This is a genomic window from Pyxidicoccus sp. MSG2, from assembly GCF_026626705.1.
GTDB lineage: Bacteria > Myxococcota > Myxococcia > Myxococcales > Myxococcaceae > Myxococcus.
The window spans coordinates 8,459,624-8,472,626 of the sequence record NZ_JAPNKC010000001.1; the positions used below are offsets into that span (position 1 = coordinate 8,459,624).

Sequence of the window (13,003 nt, forward strand, 5' to 3'; positions counted from 1 at the left end):
GGAGGCCGCACCCGGCACACGCCGGGGCGGCCTCCTGCTTTTCGGGCACGGAAGGCTGCTGCCATGCCGGGGCGCGCGCATTACCTTTGGCGCCCAGCCTTCCCGTCACCAGGTCCAGGAGAAGACAGTGCCCGCCGAGACGCTCGTCCCCGACGCCGCCCGCCTCATTACCTGCCCGCCGACCGAGTTCCGTCGCTCTGGAGAGGAGGCCATCGCCGCGGCCCGTGCCGGCATCGCCCGCCTCAAGGCCCTCCGGCCGCCCTACGCCGTACGGGAGGTGCTGGAGGTGTACGACGAGGCAATGGCCGCGCTCGACGACGCCAGCTCACGCGCCGCCGTCGCCCGCCACGCCCACCCGGACGCCGCCATGCGCGAGGCCGGCGAGGCGGCCGAGCAGGCGCTCGAGACGCTCATCAACGACATCCGCATGGACCGGGGTGTCTACGACGTGCTCGCCTCGCTGGATGTGGCCGGCGAGGATGCTCCCACGCGCAAGTGGATGGAGAAGGTGCTGCGCGAGTTCCGCCGCGCCGGCGTGGACCGCGACGCCGCCACCCGCGCCCGCGTGAAGGAGTTGCAGGAGGAGCTGGTCCGCATCGGCCAGGAGTTCAGCCGCAACATCCGCCAGGACACCCGCACGGAAGCGCTGCCTCCGTCCGCCCTGGAGGGACTGCCCGACGACTACGTGCGTGCCCACCCGCCCGGCACGGACGGCCAGGTGCGCATCACCACGGACTACCCGGACATCGTCCCCTTCATGACGTACTCGCGGGACGCGAAGGCCCGTGAGACGATGTGGCGTCTGTTCCGCCTGCGCGGCCACCCCGCCAACGTGGACGTGCTCCAGCGCATGGTGGCCCGCCGTCACGAGCTGGCGACGCTGCTGGGCTACCGCAACTGGGCGGCCTACTCCACGGAGGACAAGATGATTCGCGACGAGCAGGCCGCCGCGGACTTCATCGAGAAGATTTCGGCCGCCTCTGTCGCGCGCATGAAGCGCGACTACGACATGCTGCTGTCCCGCAAGCGCCGCGACGTGCCCGACGCCCCGCGAGTGGACCCATGGGACCAGGCGTTCCTGGAGGACCGCATCCGCGCCGAGCAGTACGCGTTCGACTCGCAGGTGGTGCGCCCCTATTACGAGTACACGCGCGTGAAGCAGGGCGTGCTCAACCTGACGGCGCGCCTGTTCGGCGTCACCTACCGCCACGTCCCGGACGCGCCGGTGTGGCACCCGGACGTGGAGGCCTACGACGTCTACGAGGGCGCCACGCTGCGTGGGCGCTTCTACCTGGACATGCACCCGCGCGAGGACAAGTACAAGCACGCGGCCCAGTTCACCCTCACCAGCGGCAAGACGGGGCTCCGGCTGCCGGAGGGCGTGCTCCTGTGCAACTTCCCCCGGCCCGGCGCGGAGCCCGCGCTGCTCCAGCACAGCGACGTGGAGACCTTCTTCCACGAGTTCGGCCACCTCCTGCACCACATTTTCGGCGGCCACACGCGCTGGGCGGGTGTGTCCGGCGTGCGCACGGAGTGGGACTTCGTGGAGGCCCCCTCGCAGATGCTGGAGGAGTGGGCGCGCGATACCGCGTGCCTGCAGACCTTCGCCCGGCACTACCAGACGGGCGAGCCGATTCCCGCGGACATCGTCGCGCGCATGCGCCGCGCGGAGGAGTTCGGCAAGGGGCTGTGGGTGCGCCAGCAGATGTTCTACGCCGCGCTCAGCCTGGAGCTGTACCGGCGCGAGCCCGGAAGCGTGGACGCCACCGCGCTCGTCCGTGAGCTGCAGGGGAAGTACACGCCCTTCCCGTACGTGGAGGGCACGCACTTCCACCTCTCCTTCGGGCACCTCGACGGGTACTCGTCCAACTACTACACGTATATGTGGTCGCTGGTCATCGCGAAGGACCTCTTCACGGTGTTCCAGCAGAAGGGGATGCTGGAGCCCGCACCCGCGCAGGCGTACCGCCGCGAGGTGCTGGAGCCGGGTGGCTCGGACGACGCCGCGCGGCTGGTGCACGCCTTCCTCGGCCGCGACTACGACTTCCGCGCGTACGAGGAGTGGCTCAACAAGGCGGCCTGAGCGGCGGAGGGCGCGCCGCTACACCGTCGCCGCGTTTCCGGTGTGCTTCACGCTGACGCGGATTCGCGAGACGAAGGGGCGGGAGCGCCCCCGCTTCAGTTGCGTCCCCACACCCGGGGGCGCTCGTAGCGGAAGAAGCCTCCCGCCTCCTCCTGGCCGATGATGTCCGCCTCGGTGCCGAAGTAGCGCGTGCGCACCTCCTGGAGGCGCGTCTCCAGCGCTTCGCCGGACAGCTCCTTCGCCAGCGCCGCGCGCTCCTCCATGTACCGGGCGCCCGAGTCCCAGCGCGTGTCGCGCGTCCTGTCCAGCGAGTCCCAACGCTGGAGCGCCTCCTCGTCCATCCCCATCTCCTTGCGGATGGTGCGCAGGTTCTGCGAGCGCTCCGCGGGCTCCATCTGCGTCAACTCACGCTGGATGGAGGACAGGTCCAGGAAGCGGTTCATCAATTCCTGCTGGTGCCGGGCGAGGTACGCGTCAGCCGCCACGCCTTGGGTCTCCTTGATCTGCTGCTTGTACGTGGACAGCTTCTCCGTGACGGTGGCGCCCTCCATCGCGTCGAGCGAGCGCAGCGTGTCCGCCAGGGCCTGGTTCTTCATCTCGGCGGCCCACAGGCGCTCCGCGACGTCCTTGCCGAAGAGCCGGTTGCGCGCGTCCCAGACGGCGGCACGGCGCTCCTTCTCGCCGAGCCCGCGCAGGTACGCGTCATTGTCCTTCACCCACTTCTCGTAGTCCTCGCGGTTGCGGAGCATGGCGGCCAGCTCCTCGTACCGCTCGGGGAAGGCCTTCTTCAGGAAGGCCAGCAGCTCCTCGCGCCAGCCGTCGGGGTTGCGCTTCTGGAAGAAGCGCATCAGCTCTTCCAGCATGCGCATCTGCACGGACGGCTCGTCCAGCCGCGCGCCGTAGCGCTCGCGCATGGCGGTGACGAGCGCCTCCAGCTCCGCGTCCCCGGCCTCCTGCGGGGACGCGGCGGGCGCGGCCCCGGCGGCGCCGCTGGCGGTGGTGGCCAGCGGCGCGGGGGAGGGGAGGGCTGCCCGAGGACGGGTGTCCGGAGAAGAGGGACGGGCGGGTGTGGGGTCCACGGCCGCCCGGCCCGGCGTGAGGAGCCCCACGCCGGCGAGCAGTCCGAGCACCGCCACCACGCCGCCCAACATCACCTTCGTCCGCGTACGCATCCCGTCCCGTCCCTCTCGTGCGGCTAGTCGTTCTTCGCGACGTAGTTGAAGATGGCCGCGTAGAACTCCATCTCGTCGAACGTGTCCGGCCCCAGGCCGATGACATCCAGGTGGTCCTGGTTGATGAGCGACGACGAGGACGTCATCTGGAGCGAGCTGGGCGCGTTGATGTTGGCGACGTAGCCCAGCGCGGAGTCGATGCTGAGCGAGTTCAGCACGAACAACTGGTCGTTGTAGCGCAGCCGGTAGCCCATCTGCTGCGAGTTGATGCCCACCAGGCCGTCGTCGTCATCCTCCTGCTTCCAGCCGTCGCCCTTGCCCGCGGCGCCGTCATTCTCGCAGTCGTCGACGCAGTAGCCGTCCCCGTCGATGTCGAAGAAGAAGCCGCGCAGCAGGTACAGCGCGGGATTCACGCTGAGGCCGGACTGGGCCGTCATGATGGACGCGTAGTGGGACGCGTAGGACGCGCTGACCGGGTAGTTCTGGTTGAAGAGCTTCGCGCCCGTCGCCTTGCCGTCGTTGGCGTCATAGTCGTTGTAGACGAGCGCCTTGGTCGCCGCGTAGCCGTCATTGCCCGGCCCGTAGACGACGTCGCCGTAGATGCGGAACAGCGCGTCGATGACGCTGGTGACGCCGGGACCCAGGTCGAGGATGAACTTGGCCACCGGCGAGCCCCGGTGCGGCGAGGAGATGCTCAAGAGCACCTTCACCACCGTGTAGCCCTTGCGCTCGCGCAGCACGCGAGCGGCCTTGCGCGCGTCGATGCCGCCCTGCGAGTGGCCCACGAGGTTGACGTACTTGACGCCCTTCGTGGCCATGTAGCCTTCGATGTCGTTGGCCAGGTCCAGGCCACGGACATCCGAGGACTGGAGCGGCTGCACCGCGGCGACGAACGACTGCTGCCCGCTGTCGATGTCTCCGTTGCAGCTCACCTCGAGGAACTCGTTGCACGGGTCCCCGACGTAGGTGCCGTAGTCGTCACCCCAGTAGTCGAGGCCGAGGATGTCGTCGAAGCCGCCCAGGCCATGCGCGAAGACGACGGGATAGGTGGTCCGCTCCGCCGCGGCTGAAGCCGGGAGGGACAACCCGAGGACGGCCAGGACGGCCAGGAACAGCGGACGCTGCTGCTTCATACGGACTCCTGCGCGGGGGGAACGATGCACTGCGCACTGCGGAAGAAACAATCCCAGGCGTGTCCAGGACTTCCAGAACAGGAAGGCGAATCCGGAACACCGGGAGTGTTAGTGCCCGCGATTGATTTTCCAGTCAATACAATGCGCTGTGTTATCGCGTAGTGCTGTGCGTCAGAGCACAGCCGCCTCGTCCCGGAGGGCAGTATCGCGCACCGCGTCAGGGCCTCTGCCGCGGCTCACCCGCGGCAGGCCGGCCCGCCCGTCACAGCTCCACGGGGGTCTTCTGGATGTGCCAGATCTCCTCGGCGTACTGCTTGATGGTGCGGTCCGAGGAGAAGATGCCGCCGCGGGCGACGTTGATGATGCACTTCTTCGCCCAGCCCTCCGCGTCCTGGTAGGCGCGGACGACTTCCTCCTGCTTCGCCATGTACGCCATGAAGTCGGCGAGCACGAAGTAGCGGTCCTCGTCGAGGAGGCTGTCCACCAGCGGCTTGAAGAGGTGCTTGTCCTCCGGAGAGAAGAAGCCGGTGGAGATGAGGTCCAGCGCCTCGCGCAGCTCCAGGTGCCGGTTGTACTCGTCGCGCGGGCGGTAGCCCTCGCGCTTGCGGGCGATGACCTCGTCCGCCGTGAGGCCGAAGAGGAAGAAGTTCTCGTCGCCCACCGCGTCGCGAATCTCCACGTTGGCGCCGTCCAGCGTGCCCAGCGTCAGCGCGCCGTTGAGCATCAGCTTCATGTTGCCCGTGCCGGACGCCTCCATGCCCGCCGTCGAAATCTGCTCGGACACGTCCGCCGCGGGGATGATGCGCTCGGCCAGGCTCACCCGGTAGTTGGGCGCGAAGACGACCTGCAGGCCCGTGGTGCCCGCGTCGCTGTTGACCACCTCGGCGATGCCGTTGATGAGGCGGATGGTCAGCTTCGCCAGGTGGTAGCCCGGCGCCGCCTTGGCGCCGAAGATGAACGCCCTCGGGTGGATGATGGAGGACGGGTCCCTGCGGGCCTTCATCCACAGCGCCACGATGTGGACGGCGTTGAGCAGCTGGCGCTTGTACTCGTGCAGGCGCTTGATCTGCACGTCGAAGATGGCGTCCGGGTTGAGCTGCACCCAGCGCAAGTCACGGATGTGCTGGGACAGGTCTTCCTTGTTGGCGCGCTTCACGTCCCGGAAGGCCTTGCGGAACGCCGGGTCCTCCGCGTGCGGCTCCAGCTTGCGGAGCTGGTCCAGGTCCGTGGCCCAGCCGTCGCCAATGCGCGAGGTAATCAGCTTGGACAGGCGCGGGTTGCACCACGCCAGCCAGCGGCGCGGGGTGACGCCGTTGGTCTTGTTGTTGAACCGCTCCGGGTACATGGCGGCGAAGTCCGGCAGCACGTCCCGGCGCAGGAGGTCCGTGTGCAGCGCGGCCACGCCGTTGACGCTGTGGCTGCCCACCACCGCGAGGTGGGCCATGCGGATCTTCTTCTCCGGGCCCTCCTCCACCAGGCTCATCCGCCGCATCTTCTCCACGTCGTACGGGTAGCGGATCTGCACCTGGCGCAGGAAGCGCTGGTTGATTTCGTAGATGATTTCCAGGTGGCGCGGCAGCAGCCGCTCGAAGAGCGTGGCCGGCCACCGCTCCATCGCCTCGGCCAGCAGCGTGTGGTTGGTGTAGCCGAACACCGCCTGCGTAATCCCCCACGCCTCGTCCCAGAGCAGCCGCTTCTCGTCCACCAGCACGCGCATCAGCTCCGCCACGCCGATGGCCGGGTGCGTGTCATTGAGCTGGATGGCCGCCTTGCTGGGGAAGTCCTTGAAGTCCGTGTGGTTCTTCAGGTAGCGCCGGACGATGTCGGCGATGGAGCAGGCGACGAAGAAGTACTGCTGCTTGAGGCGCAGCTCCTTGCCGGCCTGGAAGGCGTCGTTGGGGTAGAGGACCTTGGAGATGACCTCCGAGTCGTTCTTCTCCACCACCGAGCGCTCGTAGTCGCCCGCGTTGAACAAGAGCAGGTCGAACTCTTCCGAGGCGCGCGCCTGCCACAGGCGCAGCGTGTTGACGGTGTTGTTGTGGTAGCCGGCGATGGGCGTGTCATAGGGGACACCCACCACCGTCTTGCCACCCACCCAGCGGGCGACGGGGCGGCCGTCCGGGCCCTGGTGGTGCTCCACGCGTCCGAAGAAGCGCACCGGCACCGCCTTCTCCGGCCGGACGATTTCCCACGGGTTGCCGAACTTGAGCCACTCGTCGGCGCGCTCCACCTGGTAGCCGTCGACGATGTCCTGCGTGAAGATGCCGAACTCGTAGCGGATGCCGTACCCCATGCCGGGGTAGGAGAGCGTGGCCAGCGAGTCCAGGAAGCACGCGGCGAGGCGCCCCAGGCCGCCGTTGCCCAGGCCGGCGTCGGGCTCCATCTCCAGCAGGTTGGTGAGGTCCACCCCTACCTCGCGCATGCACTCGGCGGCGGCGTCGTGCATGCCCAGGCTCAGCAGGTTGTTGCCCAGCGCTCGACCCAGCAGGTACTCGGCGGACAGGTAGTACGCCCGCTTCACGTCCTGCTCGTAGTAGGTGCGCGCCGTCTTCACCCACCGGTCCGCGAGCCTGTCCCGAACCGCGAGTGATAGCGCCATGAAGCGGTCATGCGCGGTGGAGGTCTCGTAGTTCTTGCCACGCGAGTAGCGGACGTGGTCCAGGAAGGAACGGCGCATGCTGGCCGCGTCGTCGCCGGTGCGGCCGCTGTCATCGTTCGTTCCCGCCGGTGCGGCGCGGGGCTGCGTGACAGGGGTCTGCGTCTTCATGGATTCGTCGGCCATCGGGTAGGGAGTCCTCCGGAAGACCTTCATTTATCTCGATTGGAGCCATGGGCTCCACTGCCGTCTCGCGACTCTGGTACAAGACGCCTGCAAGGTCAGCGGGCCTGCACTCCTCAGCATGGAGACCCCTCCTCGATGCCCAGCGACAAGAGTGAACTTGCCCAGCGGATCGCGCTGACGCGCCCCGACCACACCGTGCGGGGCTTCATCTTCAACTCCATCCTCATCCTCGTCTCACAGCGGGCGGGCAGCGAGGCCGTGGCCCGGCTGGCGGAGCTGGTGAAGATGAAGAGGCCCATCGACTTCTTCTCCTACCCGGCGGCGGACTTCCTCCAGCTGCTCTACGCCGCGGTGGACGTGCTGGAGCCGTACTACGACTCGGTGGATGACGCCTTTCGCGCCTGCGGGGCGGCCACCGTCAGCGGCTTCTTCGAGTCGCACGTGGGCAACACGCTGGCCAAGCTGGTGGGCCGGGGAGACCCGAAGCGCGCCTTCGCCAGCACGCCCACCGTGTACCGGACGCTGGTCAGCTATGGCTCCCATGACTGCGAGCCCATGGACGGCCGGCGGGTGAAGATTGTCTTTCGTGGGGACATGCAGCCCATGCTGTTCCACGAGGGCAGCCTGAGGGCCGCGCTGATGGCGGTGGGCGGCGGTGCGCAGAGCGCGGTGGAGGGCACCGCGTGCGCGCTGGACCACTCGGAGTTCCTGGTGCGGTGGTAGTCGTCCCGGCGGGCGCCGGCGGACGTTTCAGCCCCGCCGCCCGGCCCAGAAGAGGTTGGTGTCCGAGGCGTCGCTCGTCAGCTCGAGCGTGCCGAGGCGCCGCTCCGGGCGGCCCTCGCATAACGCCTGGAACTCCTGCCGTTCGCGGTGCAGCACGCGCCAGTCCCCCACGTACTCCATGAAGGCCTGCCACGGGTTGGGGTCGTGGAGGTTGGTCAGCAGCACCCGCCCGCCCGGCGCCACCAGGGGCGCGAGGAGGTCCAGGAAGCGCTCGGCGACGGGGGCCTTGAGGTAGTCCAGCAGTCCGGCCACCACGAGCACGTCGTGCCCCTCGGGGTGGCGGAGCTGCTCCAGCACGTCCTTCTGTTTCAGCAGTTGGTAGGTGGACAGTTGGACGAAGTCCACCGTGGGCGGGGGCGGCGCCGAGCGCCGGGTGAGCACCTGGAACTGGCGGCGGCAGTGCTCCAGCGGCGCCGGGTCGAAGTCGCAGAGGGTGAAGTGGCCCGAGGCCCCGGCGGTGGCGTACTCGCGCAGCGTGTGCTCCGGCCCGCAGGCGAAGGACAGCACGCGCAGCGGGCGGCCCAGCTCCTGCGCGTGCTGGCGCAGGTGTCCGAGCACCCAGGGCGGACGGGCGCGGTGCGCGCGGGCGGGGCCGCACTGGAGCGCGTAGCGCGATAGCAGGCGGGCGAAGGTGGAGACGCCCTCGTCCTGCTCGTTGAAGATCATCTCCACCATCAGGTAGTCCCCGGGGTAGCCCAGGGGCTTGTCCGCGGAGCGGCGGATGAAGGGGCACTGGAGGAAGAAGGGCTGCACGCGCGCGCGGTGGTGCTCCAGCGCGGCCTCCCGCTCCTCGTCGGACATGCCGGCGTCCAGCGCCGTCAGGCGCGCGTAGGCCGCGTCCAGGCGGGAGGTGAGCACCGGGAGGATGCGCCGCAGGGCCTCCGCCTGCTCGTGCTGGAGGGCGCGGCGCTGCTCCGGGTCCCTGGGGAAGCGCGACAGCCGGTCCGGCAGGCCGTGCGACAGCTCCTCGCTCAGGCCGAGCAGCTCGGTGTGGAGCTGCTCCGACAGCGCGATGAACTCAGCGACGGAGGACATACGCCTCCTACGGGGCTATGGCTGCGTGGGTGCGGCGGGAGCGCTGGCGGCCTGACCGGCCACCGCGGCCACGGACACGGCCTCCATCTGCGCGGTCAGCTCATGCGCCTTCGCCAGGAAGTCCGGCAGCAGCGTCTTGGGCAGCGGATCCGCGCGGGGGAACACCTGGTTGAGCGGGTTGGTGTACGCGCCGTTGCGCTTGAGGCCGAAGTGCAGGTGCGGCCCGGTGGAGCGGCCGGTGTTGCCGGAGTACGCAATCACCTGCTTCTGGCGGATGCGCGCGCCGGCGCGGATGCCGTCGCCGAAGCGCGACAGGTGCATGTACTGCGTCTCGAAGCCGTTGGCGTGGCGGATGACCACCATGTTGCCGGCGGCGCCCGCGTTGCCCGCCTGCGTCACCGTGCCGTCCGCCACCGCCCACACCGGGGTGCCAATGGGCGTGCCGTAGTCCACGCCGTTGTGCGCCTTCATGTACTGGAGCACCGGGTGGAAGCGGCTGCCGAACCTGCTGGTGACGTGGGCGTACTTGAGGGGCGTCTTGAGGAAGGTCTTCTTCGCGCTCGCGCCCTCCTCGTTGAAGTAGTTGGGCTGCCCGTCCGGCAGCAGGTAGCGGAACACCTTCTTGTCGCCGACGAGGCCGCCCGCGTAGGTGGCCGCCAGCACCTCGCCGTAGCGCAGCACGCGGCCCTTGGAGACGAACTTCTCCACCAGCGCGCGCGCCCGGTCGCCCTTGCGCACGTCACGGTAGAAGTCGATGTCCCAGGCGAACACGTCCGCCAGCACCATGCCGATGGCCGGGTCCTCACCCGCTTCCACCGCCGCCTCGTACAGCGAGGAGTTGATGTCCAGCGTGACGACGGACACCTGCTTCTCCACCTCGATGGCGCGCTTGCTGCCCACGTACTTCTCGCCGTCGCGGCGCACCTGCCACTCGTCCACCAGGCTCTGGCGGTAGTCGAAGAAGTCCAGCTCCCCGGCGCGGATGACGAGCCGGAACTGGTCGCCCACGCGGGACTTGCGGAAGTCGAACACGCCCTCCAGCGCGGAGATGACGGCCGTCACCTGCGCGTCCGGGAGCTGCGCGTCGTGCAGCGCCTGGGCGAGCGTCTGGCGCGGCTCGATGCGGCGATTCTTGATGACGTACCGGGTGCTGGCTTCCGAAGCAGAGGCCACCAGCAGGGCGAGCAGACAGAGCAGGGGGGCGATTCGCATGGGGGGCGGGGGCCGAGTGTAGTGGACACCCGCGCCCGCGCCCAACTGCCGTCCCGAGAATTCCCGCGCTCGCCTGCCGGGCAGCCCGGGAACCCGGCAGGTAGGGGTGCCCGGAGGTGCTCGATATGAAATTTCTACCGGGAGGCTGAACCGCCCGGAGGGTTAGAGCTCCACCTTCTTCTCCGAGTGCGTGGTGCCGTCGAAGCGCAGCATCATCCCCTTGTTGTCGTAGCGGGTGATGATGTTGACGGGGCGGCGCCAGAGGGACTGGAGGTTGCGGAGCGTCTCGCGGGCGTAGTCGCCCTTGAGGTCCTGCCCGTCGTGCTTGTGCGCGAGCAGCATCTCGCCACGGTTCTCGTGGTTGCCGTCCACCACCTCGATGATGGGCTGGCCGAAGTTGGTGAGGCCCTGGAGGAGCTTGCTCTTCACCTTGCGGAACTCGCGGTCCATGATTTCCCACGAGTTGCGCTTGTCATTGAAGCCATACACGAAGAGCTTCTGCTCCATCGCGAACTCGGCCGTGAGGAACGTGTCGATGAAGGTGATGTCGTTGTAGTGCTTGCGGACCTCGAAAATCTTCTCGCGGCCGGCGCCCAGCTTCTTGTCCCAGGAGCGGCGCGCGCGGAGGTCATCGCACTCGTCCCACTCCTTGCCGAAGCGGCCCTTGTTCCACCGGTCCTCGATGTCCCGCCACAGCTCGATGCCGAGCTTGTACGGGTTGATGGCCCCGGGCCGCGTCCCCATGGTGCCCGAGTGGTGGTCCGCGTAGTCGATGATTTCGTCGTCCCTGAGGGCCCGCCGCGTCATGATGGTGGAGTGCCAGTAGCTGGCCCACCCCTCGTTCATGATCTTCGTCTGTCCCTGGGGCGCGAAGTAGTAGGCCTCGTCGCGCAGGATCGCGAGGATGTCCGACTCCCACGGCTCCAGCGGCGCGTGCTCCAGGAGGAACAGCAGCACGTCTCGCTGCGGGCGCTCGGGGAACCGCTTCGCGCGCAGCTTCTCGTCCTCCACGCGCTTGCGCTGCGAGTCGAGGAACTCGGAGGGGTTGATGAAGCCGCGCATGTACTCGCGGTCCACCTTGAAGCCCTCCACGCGCTCGTTGGACTTGAGCTCGTCCTCGGCCTTCTTCGGGTCCGGGTTGCGGCGGATGTGGGGCGCGTGCTGGTCGATGAGGTTTTCGAGGCTCAGCGTCCGGTCGATGAAGTCCTCGACCTTCTCCACGCCAATCTTGTCCACCCACCTGCGCACCCGGGTGGCGTGGTTGGCCATGTCATCAATCATCCGGCGGTTGGTGTGCCGGAAGGAGAAGTTGTTCTTGAAGAAGTCGCAGTGTCCGTAGACGTGGGCCATGACGAGCTTCTGGTCCACCTCCGGGTTGCTCTCCATCAAGTAGGCGTAGCAGGGGTCATTGTTGATGACGAGCTCGTAGATCTTGCTCAGCCCGTACTCGTACCCCTTGGCCAGCTGCTCGTACTCCATGCCCCAGCGCCAGTGCGGGTAGCGCGTGGGGAAGCCGCCGTAGGCGGCCACCATGTTCATCTCGTCGTAGGACACCATCTCGAAGATGGTGTCGAAGAAGTCGAGGCCGAACTCCTTGGCGTAGCCGTGGATTTCGTCCCTGAGCGCGGCGAGGCGGGGTGTCAGGCTCTTGGGCATGGGGCAATCGCTCCGGTGGCTGTGAGTCCGCGTCAGCGGCCCTTGCCGAGGAAGTCCTTGATGGACGCGTAGATGGCGTCCTTGTCCGCAATCTCGCTCAGCGCGACGTTGGGCGTGTCCCCCACCGCCTCGCGCAAATCCTTGATGAACTGGCCGCTGCCGTAGGGCGACTCCACCTGGCCGTAGGCGAACTGGTTGACGTTGGGCAGCACGTCGTTGCGCAGCATGTCGATGCACTGGCGCGTGTCGTCCGCGCTCCAGTTGTCACCGTCGCTGAAGTGGAACGGGTAGATGTTCCACGCGCTCTTCGGGTAGTCCGCGAGGATGATGTCGCGGCAGAGCTTGTACGCGCTGGAAATCATCGTCCCGCCGGACTCGCGGGTGTGGAAGAAGGTGTCGCGGTCCACCTCGCGGGCCACGGCGTCGTGGATGATGTAGCGCGACTCCAGGCCCTTGTACTGGTGGCGCAGCCACGTATCGAGCCAGAAGCTCTCGATGCGGACGATCTCCTTCTGCTCGTCGCCCATGGAGCCGGACACGTCCATCATGTAGATGATGACCGCGTTGGTCTCCGGCAGGTTCTGCAGCTTGTAGCTGCGGTAGCGCCGGTCCTCGCGCATGGGGATGATGATGGGCCGGTGCGGGTCATACGTCCCCGCGGCAATCTGACGCCGCAGGGCCTGTTTGTAGGTGCGCTTGAAGTGGCGCAGCGACTCCGGGCCGGTGGTGTTGATGCCGGTGTAGCGGATCTTCTGCGTGACGATCTTCTCGTTCTGCCGCCGCTCGATGTTGGGCAGCTGCAGCTCCTCACCCAGAATCTGGGCGAGCTCGTCGAGGGTGACGTCCACCTCGAGGGCGTGGTCGCCCTCGCCTTGTCCTGCCTGCTGGCCCTCCCCGGGCTCCACCGCCCCGGGGCCGAGCTGTTGACCCACCTCTCCATCTCCCTGCCCGACACCGCCCTGCTCCTTGTGGCCGTACTTGAAGCGGGGGATGTCGATGAACGGAATGGGGATGGAGATGGCGTCCTTCCCCTTCTTCCCCAGCATCTCGCCCTTCTGCACGTACTTGCGCAGGTTGGCCTTTATCTTGCCGCGGACGATCTGTTTGAAGCGGGAGTGGTCCTGGTGGATCTTCAAGGTCACGACGG

General features: G+C 67.9%; 9 protein-coding genes. 2 read left to right on the plus strand and 7 right to left on the minus strand.

Annotated elements, in window-relative coordinates; genetic code table 11:
* Window positions 1–127: 127 nt before the first annotated feature.
* Window positions 128–2,083: a M3 family metallopeptidase gene (locus tag OV427_RS33080; RefSeq protein ID WP_267860203.1), complete on the plus strand. Its 1,956-nt coding sequence runs from the start codon at window positions 128–130 to the stop codon at window positions 2,081–2,083.
* A 95-nt stretch (window positions 2,084–2,178) separates the two neighbouring features.
* Here OV427_RS33080 and OV427_RS33085 read toward each other — a convergent pair whose 3' ends face one another.
* The 3 genes from OV427_RS33085 to OV427_RS33095 all read right to left on the minus strand — a co-directional run bounded on the left by OV427_RS33085 (window position 2,179) and on the right by OV427_RS33095 (window position 7,155).
* Window positions 2,179–3,255 carry a hypothetical protein gene (locus tag OV427_RS33085; RefSeq protein ID WP_267860204.1) on the minus strand — a complete coding sequence of 359 codons (1,077 nt, stop codon included), beginning with the start codon at window positions 3,253–3,255 and terminating at the stop codon, window positions 2,179–2,181.
* A 23-nt stretch (window positions 3,256–3,278) separates the two neighbouring features.
* Window positions 3,279–4,388: an esterase/lipase family protein gene (locus OV427_RS33090; RefSeq protein ID WP_267860205.1), complete on the minus strand. Its 1,110-nt coding sequence runs from the start codon at window positions 4,386–4,388 to the stop codon at window positions 3,279–3,281.
* 262 nt (window positions 4,389–4,650) lie between these two features.
* Complete coding sequence (locus tag OV427_RS33095; RefSeq protein WP_267863519.1) at window positions 4,651–7,155, minus strand: glycogen/starch/alpha-glucan phosphorylase; 2,505 nt, start codon at window positions 7,153–7,155, stop codon at window positions 4,651–4,653.
* Window positions 7,156–7,305: 150 nt separating this feature from the next.
* On the opposite strand from OV427_RS33095, the gene OV427_RS33100 reads away from it, so the two are divergent.
* Window positions 7,306–7,893, plus strand: a complete 588-nt coding sequence (locus OV427_RS33100; protein WP_267860206.1) for a TIGR02265 family protein — start codon at window positions 7,306–7,308, stop codon at window positions 7,891–7,893.
* A 27-nt stretch (window positions 7,894–7,920) separates the two neighbouring features.
* Here OV427_RS33100 and OV427_RS33105 read toward each other — a convergent pair whose 3' ends face one another.
* The 4 genes from OV427_RS33105 to OV427_RS33120 form a co-directional block, all read right to left on the minus strand.
* Window positions 7,921–8,988 (minus strand): class I SAM-dependent methyltransferase, encoded by a 1,068-nt coding sequence (locus OV427_RS33105; protein ID WP_267860207.1) that lies wholly within the window; start codon window positions 8,986–8,988, stop codon window positions 7,921–7,923.
* A 15-nt stretch (window positions 8,989–9,003) separates the two neighbouring features.
* The gene (locus OV427_RS33110; protein WP_267860208.1) at window positions 9,004–10,200 is read right to left on the minus strand and encodes a M23 family metallopeptidase; all 1,197 of its coding nucleotides are present in this window, start codon (window positions 10,198–10,200) and stop codon (window positions 9,004–9,006) included.
* A 162-nt stretch (window positions 10,201–10,362) separates the two neighbouring features.
* On the minus strand, window positions 10,363–11,856 hold the full coding sequence (locus OV427_RS33115) for a SpoVR family protein (protein ID WP_267860209.1): 1,494 nt from the start codon (window positions 11,854–11,856) through the stop codon (window positions 10,363–10,365).
* Between the two features lie 32 nt (window positions 11,857–11,888).
* Window positions 11,889–12,998 (minus strand): DUF444 family protein, encoded by a 1,110-nt coding sequence (locus OV427_RS33120; RefSeq protein ID WP_267860210.1) that lies wholly within the window; start codon window positions 12,996–12,998, stop codon window positions 11,889–11,891.
* Between the last annotated feature and the right edge of the window lie 5 nt (window positions 12,999–13,003).